This window comes from Chromohalobacter sp., assembly GCF_039830575.1.
Taxonomy (GTDB): domain Bacteria; phylum Pseudomonadota; class Gammaproteobacteria; order Pseudomonadales; family Halomonadaceae; genus Chromohalobacter; species Chromohalobacter israelensis.
On sequence record NZ_JBDOOX010000002.1, the window covers coordinates 46,426 to 67,182 of the forward strand.

Genomic DNA, 20,757 nt, shown 5'->3' on the forward strand with positions numbered 1-20,757 from the left:
CGCTTGCTTAGTCATTGCTGCATGATTTTGTATACATAACGCCCGACGCAGAGACGCGGGCTCAAGGAGCCAAGCCATGTCAGCCGATAGCCCGGTTTACCGCCTCGAGGATCGCCCCGGCCCGCTGGCCTCGCTGCTGGCCGCCTTCCAGCATGTCCTGGCCAGCTTCGTGGGAATCATCGCCCCCAGCCTGATCGTGGGCGGCGCGCTGGGACTGGAGCAGTACCTGCCCTACCTGCTCAGCATGGCGCTGTTCGTCTCCGGCGTGGCCACCTGGATCCAGTCACAGCGTCTCGGCCCGCTGGGCTCGGGCCTGTTGAGCATTCAAGGCACCAGCTTTTCATTCGTCGCGGCACTCATCGCCGCCGGCCAGGCAGCGCGCACCGACGGCGCCAGCGACGAGGCCGTGATCGCCACGTTGATCGGCGTCTGCGCGCTGGGCAGCTTCATCGAGATCGCCCTCGGCGGCATGCTGCATCGTCTCAAGCGCATCATCACGCCCACCGTCACCGGCGTGGTGGTGACGCTGATCGGACTATCGCTGGTCAAGGTCGGCGTCACCGACATGGCGGGAGGCGTGGGCGCCGAGGATTTCGGCAGCCTCGCCAATCTGGGCCTGGCGGCCCTGGTCATCGTGGTGGTACTGGCCTGCCAGATGTCCCGCCATCCCTGGCTGCGCATCGGCTCGGTCTTCTACGGCCTGGTCATCGGTTGCGTGGCCGCCGTGTTCACGGGGCACTTCAACGCCGAACTCGAGTCGCTGCGCTGGTTCGCGCTGCCGCAACCGCTGCGCTTCGGCATCGGCTTCGACTGGGCAGCCTTCGTGCCCGTGGCCTTCATCTTTCTGGTGACCGCCATCGAAACCGTCGGCGACCTGACCGGCACCGCACGCGCCTCGGGCGAGCCCATCAGCGGTCCCGTTCACCAACGTCGGCTGCGCGGCGGCGTGCTCGCCGACGGCGTCAACTCGCTGCTCGCCGCCCTTTTCAACACCTTTCCCAATACCACCTTCAGCCAGAACACCGGCGTGGTACAGCTCACCGGCGTGGCCAGCCGCCATGTCGGCCGCTACGTGGCGGCGATCCTGTTGCTGCTGGGACTCGTGCCGGCGCTGGGCAGCGTGCTGCAGTACATCCCGCGTCCCGTGCTCGGCGCTGCCACGACCTTGATGTTCGGCCTGATCGCGGTGTCAGGCATCCGCATCCTCAGCGACCAGGCGATGACCCGCAAGACGATCATGACCATCGCCGTTTCGATGGGCATGGGGCTCGGCGTGCAGTTGGTGCCCGAGGCGCTGTCGGGGCTGCCGGACACGGCTCGGCAGATCTTCGCCTCGCCGATCACCACGGGCGGGCTGAGCGCCATCCTGTGTACGCTGCTGCTGCCCGGCGGTGCCCCGACATCCGAAGAAGCGCATCAACCGCAGGCAGGTGTCACTCCGCGCCGGTCCTCGTGACGGCGCGTCATCGACGCCATGATCCATCACTACGAAAGTGCCCCATGCAACGCCCCATCAATACAACAAGCACAAGGAGTCCGCCATGTCTCGCCCCACGTCTCCCACTTCCCCCACCGCCCTGGATGTGCTCGTCATTGGCGCGGGCATGGGCGGGCTGAGTGCCGCGCTCGCCTTTCAGCGCCAGGGACATCGGGTCACCGTGATCGAACGCGTCGAGGCGATACGCCCGGTCGGCGCGGCCATTTCGCTGTGGCCCAACGGCGTCAAGGTCATGCATCGCCTGGGGCTGGGCGAGACCATCGAGCAGCTCAGCGGCAACATGACACGCATGCGCTATCTCACCCACACCGGCGAGCCCCTGACCGATTTCAGCCTCGCGCCGCTCTTCGACGAGGTCGGCCAACGCGCCTGCCCGATCGCTCGCGCGGCACTCCAGCAGACCCTGTTCGACGCCGTGGGGGCCGAGCACATCCAGCTCGGCCGGCGCTGCCTCGACTATGCCCAGGACGATGAAGGCGTCACCGCCCACTTCGAGGACGGCGGCCGGCAACGCGCCGACCTGCTGGTGATTGCCGACGGCACGCACTCTCGGCTGCGCAGCAAGCTGGTCGGCCACCCCGTGGAACGTCAATACGTGGGCTACGTCAACTGGAACGTGCGCGTCAGCGCCGACGAGGCACTGGCGCCGGCGGCGAGCTGGGATCAATACGTGGGCGACGCCAAGCGGGTGTCCTTGATGCCGATGGGTACCGGCGGCAACGCGGCGGGCACCCAGGAATACTACTGCTTCTTCGACGTACCGCTGCCCGTCGGGACCCCCAATGACGCCTCGCGCTATCGCGCGGAACTCCGCGAGCATTTCGCCGGCTGGGCCGAACCGGTACAAGCGCTGATCGAACGCTTCGATCCCGAGCACATGGCGCGCGTCGAAATTCACGATATTCCACCGCTCGATACGCTCACCGCGCCCCGCGTGGCGCTGCTCGGCGACGCCGCGCACGGCATGGCCCCGGACCTTGGCCAGGGCGGCTGCCAAGCCATGGAAGACGCCTGGGTGCTGACCGACGCCGTGCAGCACGCCCTCAATGAACACGCTGACACCTCGACGGCAATTGCCACGGCGCTGACACACTACGATGCAGCACGTGTCGAGCGCGTCGGCGAGATCGTCTCACGTGCCCGCAAACGCGCAGCGATGATCCACGGCCAGGCGCCTGATCAGACACGCGCCTGGTATGACGAGCTCGCCGACGAAGACGGCAGCGCTATCCTCGCCGGGCTCCAGAAGACCGTCGTCGGCGGGCCACTTGGCTAAACATTGGGACTGGCGTCTCCGCGAGCGACGTAAGCATCTCTTAAGCGTTACCGTGCGAGTGTTGCGATTCTTTCATCTCCGCCATCGGCAGGTATCTCATGGATTGGTCGGAACGTCGTATTCTCATCACGGGCGCTGATACACCTTTCGCGGAAACCCTCATCGATTGGTTGCTACCGCGGGGTGCCTTGTTATGGACGTTGGGCGAGAACCAGGCCGCACTCGAGCGACAGGTGCGCGGCATGCCGATGCGCGTCCAGCCCATGACGGCCACATGTCAGACACAACAAGCATGCTGCCGTGAGACCGTGGCGAGCGCCGGTATCGAGATGCTGATTCAAGTGCGATCGGCCGACACGAATGACGCCATCAGCGTCGAAGGTGTAACGCATGTCGATATTGCCCTCGTCACGGCAAACGAAAGTCGGTCACGGCGCCAATGTGTCTCACGGGCGCGGGAATCGTCGCGGCCAGACAGGCTCGTACTTAGCGTCGACCCCGCCCCGAGGCGCGCCCGCTATTCGCACCTAGCGCCCGAGGACATTCCCCATGTCCATCACTTGACGGCGCTAAACCACGCCGCACGGCGCGTGATACAGGCCATCGAGCGATACCATCGCCCTTCTCTTGCGGCCCGGTGGCGAGACCACATTCATTCCTATCAGCGTCGGCGTGCAGCGGCCGATGGTTTCACCCCGCCTTAAGAAAGAATTAAGCTTTACGCATCATGCTACGCTGGCGCCAATACCGAGGAGGCCCCATGCGTATACTCTTGGTCGAAGACGATCCACTTCTGGGCGATGGCATCAAGACGGCACTCGTGCGCGAAGCCTATACAGTGGATTGGTTCACCGAAGGCCATCATGCTATCGAAGCTGCCCAAAACGAGGCATTCAGTGCCATGATCCTCGACCTGGGGCTGCCCGACATGGATGGCATGGCAGTGCTCCAGCATCTACGCCAAGCTTCCGGACTGCCAATACTCATCCTCACCGCACGCGATGCCGTCGAAGAACGCATTCGTGGACTCGATGCCGGCGCTGACGATTACGTACTCAAGCCCTTCAATCTACAGGAATTGCTGGCACGCCTGCGCGTCATCACGCGGCGCGCCGAGGGACGCGCGTCTCGCAGCCTGACCCTCGGTGCCCTGAGCATCGACGAAGCCAGCCACAGCGTCAGCTGGCATGGACGCGACGTTGCCCTGGGACGCCGCGAATACGCTCTGTTGCTCGAGCTGGCGCGCCATCCCGACAAGGTGCTGTCTCGCCCGCGTCTGGAAAGCCTGCTTTATGGCTGGGGGGAGGAAGTCGCCTCCAACGCCGTGGAGGTCCATGTCCACCATCTGCGCAAGAAGCTCGACAAGTCCCTGATCATGACCGTGCGCGGCATCGGTTATCGCCTGGATCCCCACGCGGCATGACCTCCATTCGCTATTACCTGCTGCGTACGCTGGCGCTGGTGCTCATCGTGGCCGGTGGCGTGGCAGTGCTCGCCGCGTACCTGATTACCGATCACGAGCTCGAGGAAGTCCTCGACACCCAGCTCAGCCTGCATAGCCGGATCGTCGCCGGCCAGCTTCCCGATGATGTGCAGGATGCCGACCTGACCCGCCTGTCGCAGGCCCTGAGCATCCCCGATTACCCCGCCGAGACCTACCGCGACGGGCGCGCGCCTGCTGTCGGGGAGGATGGCGCATCGCCCCGGCTCTATCACGAGGAAGAGCGCAAGCTGGTGATGGGGATCTGGAACGCCGACAAAACGCCACGTCTGCTGCAGGGCAAGTGGACCCAGGGCACGCCCTTTCCCGCCCCCGAGGAAGAAGGCTTTCGCTGGGTCGACTATGCCGGCCAGCGCTGGCGTGTCTTCAGCATGTACGACGACCGGCATGACCTGTGGCTCAGCATGGGCCAGCGCAGCGACTTCCAGCACGAGATCGTGGCACGCATCACCTGGAACAATCTGATTCCCATGCTGGTGCTGCTGCCCGTCATGCTGTGGCTGATGAACCGCATCATCCGGCGTGGACTGCAACCCATTCGGCGCCTGTCGAATCAGGTGCAAGGGCGACATGCCCGCGATCTTCGACACATCGAGCTCGACGTGCCCCGCGAGCTGGCGGGACTGCACCGGTCGCTGAACGATTTCATCGACCGGCTGGGCGACACCCTGGAGCGCGAGCGCCGTTTCACCGCCGACGCCGCGCACGAACTGCGCACCCCGCTGGCCGCGCTGCGCATCCACCTGGATAACGCCAAGGCCGGCGAAACCGCGTCGCTGCAAAAGGCCTATACCGGCATCGAACGCCTGCAGCGGGTCGTCGAACAGTTGCTGGTCCTGGCGCGCCTGGATCGCACGCCGGATACACAAGCGACCTCGATCGACCTTTACCCTATCGTCATCGATCTCATGGCCGACTTGTGGCCGCTCGCGCACGACCGCGGGCAACGGCTGACCCTCGAAGGACTCCACCAGCTACGCATCCAGGCCGATGAAACCGAAGTCGGCATACTGTTTCGCAACCTGCTCGACAACGCCCTGCGCTACACGCCGGAAGGCGGCCATGTGGAGGTCGAGCTCGGCGAGACCACGCAAGGAAAGGCGCAAATCCGCGTCCGTGACAGCGGTCCCGGCATCCCCGAAGACCTGCTCGAAGAGGTCACGGAACGCTTTCGGCGCGCCGCCGATCAGCGCACCACCGGCAGCGGGCTCGGCCTGTCCATCGTCCTGGAACTGGCGCAACGTCAGCATGCAACGCTTCACTTGCGCAACCGTCCCGAACACGGCCTGGAAGCCACCATCGTCTGGAGCACACCATGAACTGCAAAAGGCTCGTCAAGGCTAGGCTTATGTACTACATCTTCCATTGATTTGAACACCACAAGGTCTTACCAAGACAAGCAACAGCACATCCCCTGACTTTTTACTACAAATGCCGCCTGCAACCGACCGCCACGCCGCAAGGAGAGTCGCATGCTCGAAGTGCTGAGTCACCGTCGCTATCGCCATTTGTTCCTGGCCCAGGTCACCGCCCTCGCCGGCACCGGGCTAACGACGGTCGCCCTGGCATTGCTGGCCCATGACATAGCGTCCGGGCAGGCAGGAATCGTGCTAGGCACGGCACTAGCGATCAAGATGGTGGCCTATGTGGGCATCGCACCGGTGGTCGGGGCCTACGCCTCGCGTCTGCCGCGCCGAACTCTGCTGGTCAGCCTGGATCTGCTGCGGGCGTCCGTGGTCTGCGCGCTGCCCTTCGTCACCGAAATCTGGCAGATCTATGTGCTGATCTTCCTGCTCAACGCCGCCTCGGCGGGCTTCACCCCGGTCTTCCAGGCAACAATTCCGGACCTGCTCCAGGACGAGGAGCAGTACACCCGCGCGCTGTCGCTGTCGCGGCTCGCCTATGACCTCGAGAACCTGCTCAGTCCCATGGCCGCCGCGGCACTATTGATGGTGATGAGCTTCGATGTATTGTTCCTGCTCAATGGCCTAGCCTTCCTGGTCTCGGCAGGCCTAGTGGTCTCGGTGATGTTGCCGTCGCCCCAGGCGACGGAGGACGAGTCGCCGAGCGTGTGGGGCAAGGTCTCCCACGGCATGCGGATCTACCTGAAGACGCCTCGGCTGCGCGGGCTGCTGGCCCTGAACATGGTGGTATCGGCCGCCGGGGCCATGCAGATCGTCAATACTGTGGTCTACGTCCGCTCCACCCTGGGACTGAGCGAGCAGGCGGTGGCCATGGCCTTCGCGGCGGTAGGGGGCGGTTCGATGCTGGTGGCTCTGCTGCTGCCGAAGATGCTGGAGCGCGTGCGCGAGCGCACGGTCATGCTCGCGGGCGGTACGTTGATGACAGTGAGTCTGTTCCTTGGTCTGCTCGCTCCCGGATTTATCGGCCTGATGGGGCTGTGGTTTCTGCTAGGTGCCGGCGCCTCGCTGGTCATGACGCCTACTGGGCACCTACTCAAGCAATCGTGTCACTCAGAGGACCGGCCGGCGTTGTTCGCCGCGCAATTCTCGCTGTCGCATGGCTGCTGGCTGGTGGCCTATCCGCTGGCCGGCTGGTTCGGGTCGCAGGCGGGCCTGATCGAGACCTTCGCCCTGCTGGGGACGATTGCTCTGGTGTCTACGGCGCTCGCGACTCGTGTCTGGCCGTCACGGGACCCGGTGGCGCTCGAGCATGACCATGCTCCTGTGGAGCACTCCCACCTGCATTACCATGACGACCACCACCAGCATGAACATGAGGGCTGGGAGGGGCCTGAACCGCATCGCCACTCTCATCATCACCCAAGAGCTCGACATCGTCATGCCTTCGTGATCGATCATCATCATCCGCAATGGCCTAGATGAGTGATGGTCTTTATAACAACAAAACTATTGCTATGCGCCCAGCAATGGGCGCGCGCACTCAAGCGGGATGTACATGCGATCTGGCTTGCCGCGCACGACCCGCGCACATCGTGCTTCGTTAAAATTCTAGCGCTGTTTGTCACTGCGTACGCGGTGTCACCCATCGACTTGATCCCGGATTTCATCCCAGTGCTCGGCTATCTGGACGATCTGGTGATCGTGCCCCTCGGCATCCTGATAGTCGTCCGACTCATCCCCTCCAGAGTAATGGAAGAGCACAGGAAAGCAGCCGACAAAGCAATCGCTAGACCAGTCAGTCGCCTGGCGGCTGGTGTCATCATTGCCACCTGGGTCGCTTGTGCCGCGCTCTTGGTCAGGCTTTTCATGTGAATATATAGCCATCATCACATCACTTAAGCGCCATGACTGCCTGTTCAAGAGGGGTGTCTCGAACCGAGATAACACGCTATCCAACTTGAACATAGAACCACCGCGCTCTTTAAGTAAGTCATCAGAATATTTTCTTACCATATAACCTCCAATAGCTGCTGTTTAATCAATAGACCAAACCTATTGGCTTTTGCTTCATACCAAGAATGGAGAAACCTGATGGCGCATAGAGAAGAACATCCCCAAAAGGTAAAGATTTGGGACCCAATAGTAAGGATACTTCACTGGACGTTGGTCATAGCGTTCATGACAGCCTGGCTGAGCTCTGGCCAATTGCAGACACTACATGAATGGGCAGGATATACAGTAGGCGTAGTAGTAGTATTACGAATCATATGGGGAGTCATAGGGACTCGACACGCACGGTTCATCAACTTCACTTACTCACCAAAAGAAATACTTCAACATTTACGAAAAATGCGACATGGGCATGAACGACATTATGACGGCCACAATCCCGCCGGCAGCGCCATGGTCTTTTTACTATTAGGAGGACTTGGACTGCAAGCAATATTGGGCTGGCTTCTAACAACGCACACCTTTCATGAAAACGCACTGATAGAAACCATACACCCAATATTGGGAAACGCCCTTCTTATTGCAGCAATACTACATGTTATTGGTGTAATTATTTCCAGCAAGTTAACAACACAAAATCTTACCAAGGCGATGTTTACTGGTCAAAAAACAAAAAAACGCCAAGAATAATTGAAAGAGCCGCCTTCAAGGCGGCTCTTTCAATTCACGCCCCTCCGCCGACCTTCGCAAGAACATACCTGACGATCTTGTAAAAGCCAAGCACCAGTGCAAAAGGCACAACGAATGCTCCAAGAAAAATGTATAAAGTAAAAATACAGGCCTCGAAAAAGAAACATCTAAAGAGAGCCTCACCAGCTATACTACGGACGGCCCTGGCTAAGTTTCTTATGATCCGAAAAGGCCTTGATAACATGTCATACTGAAACCTATAAACCATCATACACTCCCCAGCTCGGTGCTACTGCAGGTAAGTTTTTAAAGTCATGTACGACATGCCGATGTTATGTCTTGATCGGGCTTATATGCCGATGTTGCTACTTGCATCAATCCCAGAATGCTTGAAAACAAGTTGGCATGACTATATGTGTCGCCTGCATTTTTATATAAACAATCATTATCCAGTCCCGTGGAGCCAACAAAGTCCTTATCCAACCACCACGTCATGGGCACATGCGTTTGTTCTCTCGGTGCGATTGAGTAAGGCAATCCATGTAAATAAACACCATTTTCACCTAACGACTCACCATGATCGGCCACATACAACATGGCAGCCGAATATTGAGACTGAGATTTTAAGGCGGCAATCATACTATCTAAGACACTATCGGTGTAAAGAACGCCATTGTCATATGCATTTACAATCTCATTTTTTTGACATTTATTTAAATCAGCAGTTTCACATACCGGGGCAAACCTGCTAAAAGCCTTAGGATAACGCTGGTAATAACTAGGACCATGATTACCTAACTGGTGCAACACAATGACTTTATCATCGTTAGAACCCGAAGTTTTCTTCAACTCATCTTTTAAACGCTCGGCAAGAGCCTCATCATAGCAGCGGCCCGATGCACAAAGACCAGGAAAACCCTGCTGGGACAGTGTCTCATTTTTAACGCCTTCGCAGACTCCTTTGCATCCCGATTGGTTATCAATCCATTCCACATCGATACCGGCATGCTTTAACACATCAAGAAGTGACTCATGACTTTTAATATAGCGCTCGTCATAGTCATCGTGACCAAGCGGAGAGAACATGCAAGGTAAAGAAACTGCCGTGCTTGTGCCACAAGATGTTACATGAGGAAAATTGATCACGTTGCGATCATTCAACTTCGGTGTTGTCTGCCTCTCATAGCCATTGAGACCCCAATTGGCAGCCCGCATCGTCTCCCCGACCACAATGACGAGCAGCTTAGGCTTGCTATTGCCATTCGATGCCGCGTCTGCCAGTTTCGCATCGCTCTCAAGCGGAATTTTCTTATCAGGCAGAGGAGCTTGTGCAGGAGCTAAAGCTTGAACAGCAGAGACTATCGCGTTACCCGGAGTGACCAAGAAACGCAGCTCATGATGCGTCCTCATCAAAGCCGACACGCTTTGAAATGTCAGTAAAATGAAGCCACTCAATACCAGGGTGCTTGCTAGCACCACCACTGCGCGTCTCAAAACAGACCTCAAAAGGCTCTCTCTTTTTATACGCACCCAGATAACAAACAGTGAAGGAATAGCGGCATAAACAATCATGTATCCAAGGAACCCCCAAGTAAACAGCTCACCAGCTTCCTTGGTATCCGTCTGCAGAACGTTGTTCACCATATCGGTATTGAAGTATACGCCATAACGGCTTGTATAAAAGTTAACGGCCGCTGCCAAACATATTATGGCGACAAGAAAAGGTTTCGCCAGCCAACGATTCACTAAAAAGACAAATACAAAAAACTGCAAAAAAGTAAGAACAACCCCATACTCGAGCAAAAGCAACCAGTCCATTATTCCTGCTGGAGAGATATAATCAAAAACCTCACCCCAAAAAGGCGTATTATAAAACAATGTAACACCAAGGCTCACCAAAAAGGTCAGGAAGTCCGTCGTCAAAACCGGACGCAGGAAGCTCAGCCTTGAAAATAAATTATACATAAACGACCTCACCTCAAGAATTAACAAGATCACCAACAGCGACTTTTTGATTTTTAATTAAACCAAAAAACAGATACGCCAATATTCGGGAAACACTAAAACTAATCATCAATGTCCACAAATCATGCGACAAAAAATGAGCCCCACGAACTTGCTGATCAATACCAAAAAGAAGGCCCATAGACATAGCAACCCCTGCACCTAAACGTCTCCACTTAGAAGAGACAAAGAGGTAGTCGAAGAAGAAGTACAAGGCAATCCAGGCATAACCCGCACTAGCATGCCCGGCAGGAAAGCATGCAATATCTGGAAACTTAGAAGGCCACTCTTGGAAAAAACCAACGTAAGGAATATTCCCTCCGTAGCGTACTAAATCCCAAGGACATGCCACATTAATGCTGTTCTTTATAGAAGAAACTATTAATGCGGAAAGTGCAACTGATACAAAGAGATACACCAAAGGACGACGCAGACTTTTCATTGCCCCTACAAAGAAGGTTGCAACAATTGCCACCAAGACCACTACACCTATAGATATACTAAAGCGTTTCCCTATATCATGCAGAACATACTTAGTCAGCCAGAAATCCGATAACGTCCAATCACCTCCCTCCATCGTGTAAACGGCATCAGCCGTCCTAAAATCTAATTCAAAATAAGCTATTGCAATAATTAACAGGGTGAATAAACCCCACATCTTCAACAAGGGCACCCAAGGTGATTCACTGTATTTTAAAAAAGTTCTGGGGAGCATGTGCACATCAACTTTATATCTAACAAGGATACTTCATGATGTCACCCCACTTCTTAAGTCATGCTTACACGCAACAAATAAATTCATCAAAAGGCTTAAGAATACCTTAAGAAAAAATATTTATAATCAAGACAAAGCCACTACTTTATATATGCAATCATGCGACCAAAAACACTATCAGTCATCATTCCTGCAAAAGATGAAGTTGAAAACTTACCAACGTTGCTTGATGAAATTGATCAGGCACTTGTTTCAATTGAACACGAAATCATCGTTATCGATGATGGCTCTATAGATGACACCCAAAATTGGCTTGCAAATGAAGCCAGGAAAAATCCACGGCTACGCGCATACCGCCACCACAAAAGCTCCGGACAAAGCACGTCTATCTGGCAAGCGGCAAGGCTAGCGGAAGGGGATTGGTTGGCGACTATCGATGCCGATGGACAAAACGACCCGGCAGACATACCTATCCTTTATCAATATGCGAGCACTAACACAGTCACGGTAATTGCTGGGCACCGCAATAAAAGACGTGATATTTGGCATAAGAGGTTTTCTTCAAAAATCGCCAACCGTATCAGGAGCAAACTACTGAATGATTCAACACCCGACACCGGGTGTGGCCTTAAATTAATAAACAAAAATGCGTTTCTTAAACTGCCATACTTTAACCATATGCACCGCTTTATACCTGCGCTTATTCAAGCGCAGGGAGGGACCTGTATTTCTATGAATGTAAACCACCGAGAACGTCAAAACGGACACTCACACTATGGTTTACATGACAGACTTTGGGTAGGAATTATAGATATTCTAGGTGTCATGTGGTTGCGCCGCCGATCACGACTACCGGCAAATTTAATGCCGCTGGTGGATTCATACCCTACTGACAACGAATCCGGCAAACATGTTTAAACCCGACTTAATCTGGATGATTATTGGATTTCTTGGACAAGGCTTTTTTTCGGCCCGTTTCTTGGTCCAGTGGATTGCAAGTGAGAAGGCGCGACGTAGTATCGTGCCCAACGCGTTTTGGATATTAAGTCTAGGCGGAGGCGCTACGCTTTTTGCTTATGCAATTTATCGACAAGACCCCGTGTTTATCGTTGGCCAAGGAGCAGGGCTTTTTATCTACATGCGTAATATGATTTTAATCCGTAATGAAACACACCGGAAATCAACGAAAAGTGAATAGCTTTATGCCTTTTTCGCTCTTGCCAATAACGGTGGTTCGCCATACCCGATTTTTTTGGTGCCTTTTTTTTCTGGGCGGTTTTGTGATTTTAGCGATTGGACTGGGGTTACGTGATCCATGGCCAGCAGATGAACCACGCTTTGCACTCAACGCACTCGAAATGCTTAAGACGGGTCAATTTTGGTTTCCTCATCGCGCCGGCGAAATTTATCCCGACAAACCCCCTGTTTTCATGTGGGCAATGGCAATAGGTATTGCTCTAACTGGCTCGGTACGTTGGGGATTCATGCTCCCGTCTCTACTTGCTGCTTTCGGAACTCTCTTTTTAGTAGCAGATTTAACGAAAAGACTCTACGGTATACGCATCGCACTATTAGCCGGCGTTGCCCTGTTGAGCACGTTCCAATTTGCTCTTCAAGCTCGGACGGCACAAATAGATATGTCTCTCACTTTTTTTACTACGTTAGGGGCTTACGGGTTTCTACGCTATTCATTAATTGACGCCAAGAATATCTGGTGGTATGTCAGTTGGATCGCAATGGGCATCGGTATATTGACCAAGGGGGTAGGCTTTCTGCCCTTGGCGTTAATACCCGGCTGGATATTATTCTATAAACAAGGAGTAGTGCATCACCCTGCATGGAAACAGTATATAAAGGGTTTTTCATTACTTATCTTGACGGTTAGCTTGTGGGTCGTGCCCATGGTCTTGATCGCCACATTTGGAGACGATTCAAGTCTCACAGCTTATCGGGATAATATCCTTTTCAAACAGACGGGCGAAAGATATGCCAATTCATGGCATCACTTGAACCCTTGGTATTACTATCTAGCCAGTGTCATTCCTTGGGCATGGCTACCTCTAATACTGGCCTTCCCATGGCTTATTAAACACTGGCAGCGTCGATTGAGAAGACGCGATGCTAAGATTTGGATGCCTTTAAGCGCAATATTGCTGATCCTTCTGTTTTTTTCGTTGTCGCCAGGCAAACGAGGCGTTTATATATTGCCTACAATACCATTGTTAATATGGGCGGTCGCGCCGTCCATACCCGGCCTATTGCAACAAAAGGGTCTCAATTATCTGGCAACATTTACTATCATTGCCATTTCAGGCACTTTACTAACTGCAGGAGTCTTAGGTGGTTATGGAGTCAGTAGCCTAAACGAATTATCGCAGCACTATGGAGTAGTGCCTTGGAATTGGTGGATGACGATTGGTGCGCTGTCTATCCCCCTCATCCTCTGGTTAAAACCGCACCGTGGAATGTTGATATTTGTAATATGGATGCTGGCCTTCTGGGTTTCATGGTCTACATGGGGCTATGTACTAATGAATACGGCCAGGTCGCCTCACGATATGATGCAGAATGTTCAGCGCATAACAGGAAAAAACGCTTCATTGGCGCTCCCGGATTTCGATGAAGAATTTGTGCTACAAGCACAACAACCCGTCGTGCAATTCGGCTTTAAAACCCCATTAGAAAAACAATTACAACGTGCTTACGCATGGGTTAAACAGTCTCCCGATGAGCGCTGGATATTAACACGAGCAAATCAGGCAAAAGGGGAAGCTTGTATCGATCAATCCGAAAAACATGATCTGGGTATTCAAAACAGTGATCATTGGTGGCTTCTTCCCGGAAGCGCTTTTTCTCAGTGCCCAGGAAATGAAAAATCTGCGCCGCTATACGAAGCTCCCACGACAAAATAGTCATCACCACCCTAAAATCCCGTCAAAGAGAGGCTTTAAGCCTCTCTTAACATTATAGAAATAAACCCCCTTGATACCTCCAACCTGAGCTTTAAAATGAAAAAGACAATCGCTGTATCTGGCAATTCATCAAGGTCACCAAGATCTTTCTTGATACTTTCAGCAATATGCTTTTCACTCTTCTTGATACTATCATTGATAGTTAAAACTACTAATTGGTTTGCTGGAATAAATGGAACCATACACAACCTCTTTGCACAGCACCAGAGTTCTTTTCTATTCAACTTCATGCTAATCATCACTGAACTTGGTGATGGCATCGTAGTGGGCATAATATCCTCAGCAATAGTACTATCCATGCTCGTAAGGAAAGAAAAAGCACCCGCTATACTTTTAGCCTTAACCATGACCAGCATATCTTTAACGGTTCCTCTACTGAAGTTTTTAATACATAAAAGCCGCCCGATGGAGGGGCTGTATGAAAACTGGGAGACTTTTTCTTTTCCGAGTGGTCACACCACATTAAATATAACGCTCTACTTGTGCATCCTCCTCCTATTTACTCATCACTTTAATTTTAAACACAGGATATTGACTAGCTTCACCACCTTTTTATTACTGTTCCTTATATGCTTTTATAGAGTTTATCTGAATGCGCACTGGTTAACTGATATTGTCGGTGGGGTGTTTTTAGGGATAGGATGGGCTTGCCTTTTTTTCTATCTATTTTTGCACCAACTTTCTCAGCACCAAACCAATAAAAGCTCTTCCATTTACTTCGTAATACTTATTGCAAGCATTTTAACAGTATGGCCGCTTCACTCCTTTAAAGTCTTTCAAAATGACGTAACAAGGTACACTTCAAACGACCACTAGATGACTAAAATCACTTCATTAAAATATTAAACCAGACCCAAACAACAAGCAAAAATGTCATAAAAACCGATGCTGACCCAAGATCCTTGGCTCGGCCGCTTAATATATGCCATTGCGTTCCCACGCGATCCACAACAGCTTCAATAGCTGAATTTATAAGCTCCACTACCAATAGCAAGATGAGAGATGCCCCCATCATCACTTTTTCTATAGGTAAGTAATTCCCAAAGATAGGAATTGGCATCAACAATGCAAGGAAAACTAATTCTTGACGAAATGCCGATTCATGCACCCAGGCAGCACTCAAGCCCTTTAGAGAACAAAAAAGAGCTTTATTTAAACGTACGAGACCTGTTCCATTCCATTTATCTAGATCAGCCATTTTGTCAACACGCCCAAGTTTACAAAGAAGCCACTAGGTTAGACTCGATACCTTAAGGGCTGATTAAGTCTCTCCGCTAGATCATGGATTCTGATACAAAACGTTCTCTATCAGCCGCGCCGATAATCGTCATCGAGGCGCACGATATCGTCCTCGCCGAGATAGGCGCCGCTTTGCACTTCGATGAGTTCCAACTCGATGCGACCGGGGTTTTCCAGACGATGGGCGATGCCCAGAGGAATGTATGCGGACTGGTTTTCACCCACCAGGAAGATCTCGTCCCCCCGAGTAACACGCGCCGTGCCCGAGACCACGATCCAGTGCTCGGCGCGATGATGATGGCGTTGCAGCGACAGCCGGGCGCCAGGATGTACGCGAATATGCTTGACCTGAAAGCGCGGCCCGTTTTCCAGGCTTTCGTAGCTGCCCCACGGACGATAGACGCAGCGATGCGCCGCACTTTCGCGGCGGCCCTGGGCATCGAGCCGTGCCACCAGGGTCTTGATGTCCTGGGCATGGCGCCGGTCGGCCACCAGCACGCTGTCGGCGGTCTCCACGACGACCAGCCCCTCGATGCCGAGCGTCGCCACCAGGCGCGACTGACTCTGCACCCAGGTATCGCGCGTCGCCTCGGCCAGGGTATCCCCGCGCAACACATTGCCGTCGGCATCTTTCTCGGCGATGTCCCACAATGCCTGGAACGACCCCACGTCCGACCAGCCGGCATCGAGGGCCACCGCCACGGCATCGTCGACATGTTCCATGACCGCGTAATCCACCGACTCGCGCTCGCAGGCGGCAAACGTCGCGGCATCGGGGCGCAGGAAATCGAGATCCGTCCGTCGCGCCGCCCAGGCCGCGGTCACCGCGTCGTGCATCGCAGGGCGCAGGCGCGCCAGCGCTTGCAGATAGCGGTCGCCATGCATCAAAAACATCCCGCTGTTCCAGAGATACCGTCCCGCCTCGAGGAATGCCTTGGCCCGCGTGGCATCGGGCTTCTCCACGAAACGTCTGAGTGGCTGCAGGCCTGCGGAAATGTCGTCCACTTCCAGGTAGCCGTAGCCGGTTTCGGGATGACGCGGCACGATGCCGAAGGTGGCGAACGCGCCCTGCTCCGTTGCCGGCAGCGCCCGGTCAATCGCCTCGCGAAACGCCGCCACATCCGCGATGTGGTGATCGGCGGGCAGCACCAGCAGTGGCCCCCTATCGGCGTCGTCTGTTTCGCGTGCCTGCTGACACAGCGCCGCCAGGGCAATGGCCGGCGCCGTGTCACGCCCCTCGGGCTCCAGCACGATATCCGCCTCCACCCCGCTGTCGCGCAGTTGCTCGGCCACCAGGAACCGGTGGGCGTCGGCACAGACCACGATGGGCCGCGCGGTCGTCAGGCCGGCGAGTCGCGCCAGCGTCGCCTGCAGCATGCTGCGTCGTTCCAGCAGGGGAAGAAACTGTTTGGGCGTATCCCGTCGCGACAGCGGCCACAGGCGTGTGCCGTTACCTCCGGCGAGAATCACGGGCGTCAACATGCAAAGCTCCTCGGGCGAAATGATCGAACGCGCGGCTATCACGTTACGCAGCGCTTGCGCATGTCGCCAGTCTCAATGTGTCATTACCTTGACAAGCGGTGAGCGCTTATCGAGGATTAGCGCCCAACCTATTGCGGAAGGTCGCCACCCCATCATGCCCCTGTATCGAGTCTCGCTGAACGGTGTGCCGCGCTGGTATTACCTGCGCACACGCTTTCCGTTTCCCGGCCGCATCGCACTGCAGCAGCCCGAGACGACTCGACACATGGAGGCCGTCGGCAGCAGTCGCTTCTACCTGGAGCCGCGCTCGAACACCTTGTTCAAGCTGATCGCCGACAAATTCACGGCCAAGCGTCAGCCACTCAACTGGTGGCTGCGCGATATCCTCGAAAAACGGCTGCTGGGCGGCTTCGATGCGCTCAAGGAATGGCGCTCGAACCGCCTCATCCGGCGGGCGGGGCTCAAGGCCGTGGCCTGCCGGGGTGTGGGACTGGCGATCAATCCGCTCAACCCCCTGGGCTCGCTGCTCGCCATGGAATACCTGGCCAGCGGCGAATCCGGCGAAACCCATTTCCTGCGCCTCGACGAAACGGCGCGCCTGGCGTTCATACGCCGGCTATGCGACGACGCGGCCGTCTTGATACACCACGGCTACTGCCATCGCGATTTTCACTATGGCAATGTCTGGGTCGATGCCAAGGGCGACATCGTGTGGATCGACACCCACGTCAAGCGCCTGCCTCGCCGTGCCGACCGGCGACGCCAGGCCATCGATGCCATGCTGAGCCCCAGCAAACTGAAAGGCGATCGCTACCGCCGTTTCGCGCACGGCTACCTTCACGAGCGACTCGGTCGGCCCGCGTGAGTCTTCTCCCGATTCAAGGATGATGCCATGACGCCCAAACGCTTTGCCTTCGTCATCGCCGACCTCTACGGCGGCGGCGCGGAAAAATCGCTGCTTTACACGGCCGCCGGTCTCCATCAACGCGGCCACACGGTCAAGGTGTTCATCCTGCGCGACAGGATCGAGCAGCCGATTCCGGATGGCGTCACGGTGGAGAACCTCGCGCTCATCAACCGTTTCAGCAAGATGTTCTCGACGCCGCTGGTGGAGAAATGGCAGGCCGCGCGCATCGCCAGGACCCTCGACGCCTTCGCCGCCGACGTGGTGCTCTCCTGCTCGTGCGACAAGATCACTCGCCACCTGCGCCACCCCAATCTGTGGTTCTGGATCAAGAGCGACATCTCGGCGAAATTCAGCGATCCCGACCAGCGCGCCAAGGCATTCGCCAAGGTGCACCGCTTCTATACCGGGCGCAATGTCGTCGCCGTCTCCCAGGGCGTCAAGGATAACCTGCTCGACGTCATCGGCCTCCGGCCCGCCGAGATTCGCGCCATCTACAACCCTTACGAGCGAGAGCCCTTCCTGCGCCTGGCCGAGGAACCGGCGCCGGTGCCGGAGGGCGAGTACCTGATCAATGTCGGGACCTACGAGCCCCGCAAGCGTCATGACCGCCTGCTGCGCGCCTACAAGGCCAGCGGCGTGACGACCCCGCTGGTTCTGCTGGGCAAGGGCAAGGGCGACGAAGAAGCCAGGCTTCGCAAGATGATCGAGGACATGGGGCTCGCCGAGCGCGTCATCCTGCCCGGCTACCAGACCAACCCCTATCCGTTCATTCGCCATGCCAAGGCCTTGATCCTGACCTCGGACGCCGAAGGGTTGCCACGCGCGCTCATCGAATCGCTGCTGCTGGGCACGCCCGTGGTCAGCGTCGACTGCCCCTCCGGCCCCCGCGAGATACTCGCCGGCGAACTTGCCGACTTCCTCGTCCCCCGCGAGGATGAAGCGGCCCTGGCCGATGCCATCGCTCGCATGGATGCCGCGCCCATCACCGTCACCGAAGCGCACTACCGCCCCTTCCTCAAGGAGACCGTGCTGCCGCAGTTCGAGGCGCTATCGAAATAGTGCCCTCATTCTCTTGTGTTCACACTCAGACCAGCCTCATGCAGAAAGACCTTGAAGGCCTGCCAGAGCGGGCTGCGGTAGCGCTCGGGATGCCAGACCAGCGAAAAGGAACGGGTCAGTTGCAGCGGGCTTTTCAACGCCACCAGTTCGCCCCGCTCGAGCTCGCCCGCCACGCTCAGCCGTGACAGGCAACCCAACCCGAAGCCGGCGCGCACCGCCTGCTTGATCGCTTCGTGCTGATCGAGCTCCATGCGCACGCGGATACGCTCGACGTGGGGGTGGATGGCCGCCTCGAAGATCGCCCGCGTCCCCGAGCCCGGTTCACGCAGGATCCATTGCGCTGCCTGCAGCTCCTCGACCCCGAGGCCTTCGCGTGCCGCCAGCGGGTGCTGGGGCGCGGCCACCACCACCATCTCGTCCTGACACCAGAGTTCGCTCACCAGCCGTGACTCGCTGCACTGCCCCTCGATCAGTCCCAGGTCGGCGTCGAAGCGCTGAATGTCGCGCATCACGTCCTCGGTGTTGCGCAGCCGCAGTTGCAGGTCGACGGCGGGATGCTGCTCGATGAAACGTCCGGCCAGCATCGGCAGCAGATAGGTGCCGATCGTGGCGCTGGCCGCGACGTGCAGCGTGCCCCGCAGCTCGCCGTCGGGCTCGCGCGCCGCATCGACCAGCTCATCGAGCCCGTTGAGCACTTTCTCGGCGTACGGGAGCAATCGACGTCCGGCATCGTTGAGCTCCAGACGACGCCCCAGCCGTTCGAAGAGCACCACGCCGAGCTGGCGTTCCAGATCGGCCAGTGCCTGGCTGGTCGCCGACTGGGAGAGACGCAATTGCCGCGCGGCCGCATTGACGGCGCCGCCACGAATCACGGCAACGAATACCTGGAGCTGGCGAAAGGTCACATGGGTCGACATATCGGTTTTACTTAACTGTCATTTCGTTATTACCACATAACACATAATTCTATTCCGGTTTAGCCTGAAGAGACACATCCATGGCGGTACCGCCCATCATCGGAGAATGTCTCATGTGGCAGGGATTGATACTCTGCGCCGGCCTGACCCTGGGGGGCTTCACCCTGGCTCACCTGCCCGGCATCCGCGAAAGCGGCATCAGTCCACTGGTCTTCTCGCTGCTGCTGGGTCTCGTGATCGGCAACCTGCCCGTCAGCGGGCGCCTGCCTCAGGCAGGCCGCGGGCTACAGTTCGCGACCCGCTGGCTGCTGCGCGGCGGCATCGTGCTGTTCGGCCTGTCGCTGACGTTACAGCAGATTCTCGGCCTAGGCCCCAAGGTCATCATGCTCGATGCCCTGGTGATCTGCACCATCCTGACCGCCGGGTACTGGATCGGCACACGTCTGCTGGGGCTCGATCGCGAGACCGCTCTGCTCACGAGTGCCGGCAGTGCCATCTGCGGCGCCGCCGCCGTGCTCGCCACCGAGACCACCATCCGTTCGAAGCCGGCCGCCACCTCGATGGCCGTGGCCACCGTCGTGCTGTTCGGCTCGCTGGCGATGCTGGTATATCCCTTGCTCTATCCTCTCACCGGCATGGACGAGGGATTGTTCGGCATCTACATCGGCGCCACCGTGCATGAGGTGGCCCAGGTAGTCGCCGCCGGCGACGCGGTCGGTCCCCAGGCGCTGGCCAATGCGGTGATCGTCAAGCTTGTCCGGGTGATGCTGCTCGTGCCCTTTCTGCTGGTGGTCGGCCAGTGGTGGCTCCGTCATCGGCAGGCGGAAGACGACTCGGAAGCCGGCCGCGGCGGCCTGGTGATTCCCTGGTTCGCCTTCGGCTTTCTGGCCATGGTGATCTTCAACAGCATCATCGCCCTGCCGGCAGCCCTGCACCAGTCGCTGGTAATGGGCGGGCAGATCGCGCTGGCCATGGCGATGGCGGCACTGGGTTTCGAGACCCGCCTGGAAAAGCTCAAGGCGCTGGGGGTCAGGCCCATGCTGCTGGCCCTGATCCTGTTCCTGCTGCTGCTGATCGGCGGTGGCTGGGTGACGCCCTGGCTCATGCACTGAACGTTGAGCCCCCAACGCAAAACGGCGCCCGAGCAGGCCGTGTCAAAACGGCTTGCTGGAGGTTGCTCAAA

At 56.5% G+C, this 20,757-nt stretch carries 18 protein-coding genes and 1 pseudogene; 13 read left to right on the forward strand and 6 right to left on the reverse strand.

The window, feature by feature from the left end:
* The first annotated feature begins 76 nt into the window (after window positions 1–76).
* From ABGX75_RS00530 to ABGX75_RS00560, 7 genes and pseudogenes are all read left to right on the forward strand, one after another.
* Window positions 77–1,456, forward strand: coding sequence for a nucleobase:cation symporter-2 family protein (locus ABGX75_RS00530; RefSeq protein ID WP_347411207.1), 1,380 nt, complete (start codon window positions 77–79; stop codon window positions 1,454–1,456).
* 85 nt (window positions 1,457–1,541) lie between these two features.
* Entirely contained in the window at window positions 1,542–2,774 is a 1,233-nt protein-coding gene (gene hpxO / locus ABGX75_RS00535; RefSeq protein ID WP_035412830.1) for an FAD-dependent urate hydroxylase HpxO, read from the forward strand.
* A gap of 760 nt (window positions 2,775–3,534) precedes the next feature.
* Window positions 3,535–4,197, forward strand: a complete 663-nt coding sequence (locus tag ABGX75_RS00540) for a response regulator transcription factor (protein WP_035412824.1) — start codon at window positions 3,535–3,537, stop codon at window positions 4,195–4,197.
* Window positions 4,194–5,594 carry an ATP-binding protein gene (locus ABGX75_RS00545; RefSeq protein ID WP_035412821.1) on the forward strand — a complete coding sequence of 467 codons (1,401 nt, stop codon included), beginning with the start codon at window positions 4,194–4,196 and terminating at the stop codon, window positions 5,592–5,594. Before ABGX75_RS00540 ends, ABGX75_RS00545 begins: the two co-directional genes overlap by 4 nt.
* Before the next feature lie 153 nt (window positions 5,595–5,747).
* Complete coding sequence (locus tag ABGX75_RS00550) at window positions 5,748–7,121, forward strand: MFS transporter (protein ID WP_035412818.1); 1,374 nt, start codon at window positions 5,748–5,750, stop codon at window positions 7,119–7,121.
* Between the two features lie 36 nt (window positions 7,122–7,157).
* Window positions 7,158–7,463: pseudogene (locus tag ABGX75_RS00555) on the forward strand (YkvA family protein); the annotation flags it as partial.
* A gap of 267 nt (window positions 7,464–7,730) precedes the next feature.
* Window positions 7,731–8,279, forward strand: a complete 549-nt coding sequence (locus ABGX75_RS00560; RefSeq protein WP_084075714.1) for a cytochrome b/b6 domain-containing protein — start codon at window positions 7,731–7,733, stop codon at window positions 8,277–8,279.
* A 312-nt stretch (window positions 8,280–8,591) separates the two neighbouring features.
* Here the strand turns inward: ABGX75_RS00560 and ABGX75_RS00565 are convergent, their stop codons facing one another.
* A complete protein-coding gene (locus tag ABGX75_RS00565; RefSeq protein WP_347411206.1) occupies window positions 8,592–10,244 on the reverse strand; it encodes a phosphoethanolamine--lipid A transferase in 1,653 nt (550 codons plus the stop codon).
* Window positions 10,245–10,257: 13 nt separating this feature from the next.
* Complete coding sequence (locus ABGX75_RS00570) at window positions 10,258–10,998, reverse strand: phosphatase PAP2 family protein (RefSeq protein ID WP_347411205.1); 741 nt, start codon at window positions 10,996–10,998, stop codon at window positions 10,258–10,260.
* 159 nt (window positions 10,999–11,157) lie between these two features.
* Here ABGX75_RS00570 and ABGX75_RS00575 point away from each other — a divergent pair, with 159 nt between their 5' ends.
* The 3 genes from ABGX75_RS00575 to ABGX75_RS00585 are packed head-to-tail and all read left to right on the forward strand — an operon-like array spanning window position 11,158 to window position 13,910.
* Entirely contained in the window at window positions 11,158–11,916 is a 759-nt protein-coding gene (locus ABGX75_RS00575; protein WP_084075708.1) for a glycosyltransferase family 2 protein, read from the forward strand.
* Entirely contained in the window at window positions 11,909–12,196 is a 288-nt protein-coding gene (locus tag ABGX75_RS00580; protein WP_075368761.1) for a lipid-A-disaccharide synthase N-terminal domain-containing protein, read from the forward strand. Before ABGX75_RS00575 ends, ABGX75_RS00580 begins: the two co-directional genes overlap by 8 nt.
* The gene (locus ABGX75_RS00585) at window positions 12,162–13,910 is read left to right on the forward strand and encodes a glycosyltransferase family 39 protein (protein ID WP_110062428.1); all 1,749 of its coding nucleotides are present in this window, start codon (window positions 12,162–12,164) and stop codon (window positions 13,908–13,910) included. The genes ABGX75_RS00580 and ABGX75_RS00585 overlap by 35 nt, the downstream gene beginning before the upstream one ends.
* Window positions 13,911–13,945: 35 nt before the next feature.
* On the opposite strand, the gene ABGX75_RS00590 is transcribed toward ABGX75_RS00585, so the two are convergent.
* The 3 genes from ABGX75_RS00590 to ABGX75_RS00600 all read right to left on the reverse strand — a co-directional run bounded on the left by ABGX75_RS00590 (window position 13,946) and on the right by ABGX75_RS00600 (window position 16,691).
* Window positions 13,946–14,326, reverse strand: coding sequence for a hypothetical protein (locus ABGX75_RS00590; protein ID WP_347411203.1), 381 nt, complete (start codon window positions 14,324–14,326; stop codon window positions 13,946–13,948).
* Window positions 14,327–14,796: 470 nt separating this feature from the next.
* Window positions 14,797–15,168 carry a diacylglycerol kinase gene (locus ABGX75_RS00595; RefSeq protein WP_084075701.1) on the reverse strand — a complete coding sequence of 124 codons (372 nt, stop codon included), beginning with the start codon at window positions 15,166–15,168 and terminating at the stop codon, window positions 14,797–14,799.
* A gap of 110 nt (window positions 15,169–15,278) precedes the next feature.
* Window positions 15,279–16,691, reverse strand: a complete 1,413-nt coding sequence (locus tag ABGX75_RS00600) for a mannose-1-phosphate guanylyltransferase/mannose-6-phosphate isomerase (protein WP_347411202.1) — start codon at window positions 16,689–16,691, stop codon at window positions 15,279–15,281.
* Between the two features lie 154 nt (window positions 16,692–16,845).
* Here ABGX75_RS00600 and ABGX75_RS00605 point away from each other — a divergent pair, with 154 nt between their 5' ends.
* Both ABGX75_RS00605 and ABGX75_RS00610 read left to right on the forward strand, forming a co-directional pair.
* A complete protein-coding gene (locus tag ABGX75_RS00605; protein ID WP_287123928.1) occupies window positions 16,846–17,556 on the forward strand; it encodes a hypothetical protein in 711 nt (236 codons plus the stop codon).
* Window positions 17,557–17,583: 27 nt separating this feature from the next.
* Complete coding sequence (locus ABGX75_RS00610; RefSeq protein ID WP_035412804.1) at window positions 17,584–18,657, forward strand: glycosyltransferase; 1,074 nt, start codon at window positions 17,584–17,586, stop codon at window positions 18,655–18,657.
* A gap of 5 nt (window positions 18,658–18,662) precedes the next feature.
* On the opposite strand, the gene ABGX75_RS00615 is transcribed toward ABGX75_RS00610, so the two are convergent.
* Complete coding sequence (locus tag ABGX75_RS00615; RefSeq protein WP_224114752.1) at window positions 18,663–19,574, reverse strand: LysR substrate-binding domain-containing protein; 912 nt, start codon at window positions 19,572–19,574, stop codon at window positions 18,663–18,665.
* 80 nt (window positions 19,575–19,654) lie between these two features.
* Here ABGX75_RS00615 and ABGX75_RS00620 point away from each other — a divergent pair, with 80 nt between their 5' ends.
* Window positions 19,655–20,686 (forward strand): YeiH family protein, encoded by a 1,032-nt coding sequence (locus ABGX75_RS00620; protein ID WP_224114751.1) that lies wholly within the window; start codon window positions 19,655–19,657, stop codon window positions 20,684–20,686.
* The last annotated feature ends 71 nt before the right edge of the window (window positions 20,687–20,757 follow it).

Bases quoted from the DNA above. Each gene is read 5' to 3' on its own strand.
- ABGX75_RS00530 (WP_347411207.1), top strand. From the start codon at position 77: ATGTCAGCCGATAGCCCGGTTTACCGCCTCGAGGATCGCCCCGGCCCG.
- hpxO (WP_035412830.1), top strand. From the start codon at position 1,542: ATGTCTCGCCCCACGTCTCCCACTTCCCCCACCGCCCTGGATGTGCTC.
- ABGX75_RS00540 (WP_035412824.1), top strand. From the start codon at position 3,535: ATGCGTATACTCTTGGTCGAAGACGATCCACTTCTGGGCGATGGCATC.
- ABGX75_RS00545 (WP_035412821.1), top strand. From the start codon at position 4,194: ATGACCTCCATTCGCTATTACCTGCTGCGTACGCTGGCGCTGGTGCTC.
- ABGX75_RS00550 (WP_035412818.1), top strand. From the start codon at position 5,748: ATGCTCGAAGTGCTGAGTCACCGTCGCTATCGCCATTTGTTCCTGGCC.
- ABGX75_RS00560 (WP_084075714.1), top strand. From the start codon at position 7,731: ATGGCGCATAGAGAAGAACATCCCCAAAAGGTAAAGATTTGGGACCCA.
- ABGX75_RS00565 (WP_347411206.1), bottom strand. From the start codon at position 10,244: ATGTATAATTTATTTTCAAGGCTGAGCTTCCTGCGTCCGGTTTTGACG.
- ABGX75_RS00570 (WP_347411205.1), bottom strand. From the start codon at position 10,998: ATGCTCCCCAGAACTTTTTTAAAATACAGTGAATCACCTTGGGTGCCC.
- ABGX75_RS00575 (WP_084075708.1), top strand. From the start codon at position 11,158: ATGCGACCAAAAACACTATCAGTCATCATTCCTGCAAAAGATGAAGTT.
- ABGX75_RS00580 (WP_075368761.1), top strand. From the start codon at position 11,909: ATGTTTAAACCCGACTTAATCTGGATGATTATTGGATTTCTTGGACAA.
- ABGX75_RS00585 (WP_110062428.1), top strand. From the start codon at position 12,162: ATGAAACACACCGGAAATCAACGAAAAGTGAATAGCTTTATGCCTTTT.
- ABGX75_RS00590 (WP_347411203.1), bottom strand. From the start codon at position 14,326: ATGCTGGTCATGGTTAAGGCTAAAAGTATAGCGGGTGCTTTTTCTTTC.
- ABGX75_RS00595 (WP_084075701.1), bottom strand. From the start codon at position 15,168: ATGGCTGATCTAGATAAATGGAATGGAACAGGTCTCGTACGTTTAAAT.
- ABGX75_RS00600 (WP_347411202.1), bottom strand. From the start codon at position 16,691: ATGTTGACGCCCGTGATTCTCGCCGGAGGTAACGGCACACGCCTGTGG.
- ABGX75_RS00605 (WP_287123928.1), top strand. From the start codon at position 16,846: ATGCCCCTGTATCGAGTCTCGCTGAACGGTGTGCCGCGCTGGTATTAC.
- ABGX75_RS00610 (WP_035412804.1), top strand. From the start codon at position 17,584: ATGACGCCCAAACGCTTTGCCTTCGTCATCGCCGACCTCTACGGCGGC.
- ABGX75_RS00615 (WP_224114752.1), bottom strand. From the start codon at position 19,574: ATGTCGACCCATGTGACCTTTCGCCAGCTCCAGGTATTCGTTGCCGTG.
- ABGX75_RS00620 (WP_224114751.1), top strand. From the start codon at position 19,655: ATGGCGGTACCGCCCATCATCGGAGAATGTCTCATGTGGCAGGGATTG.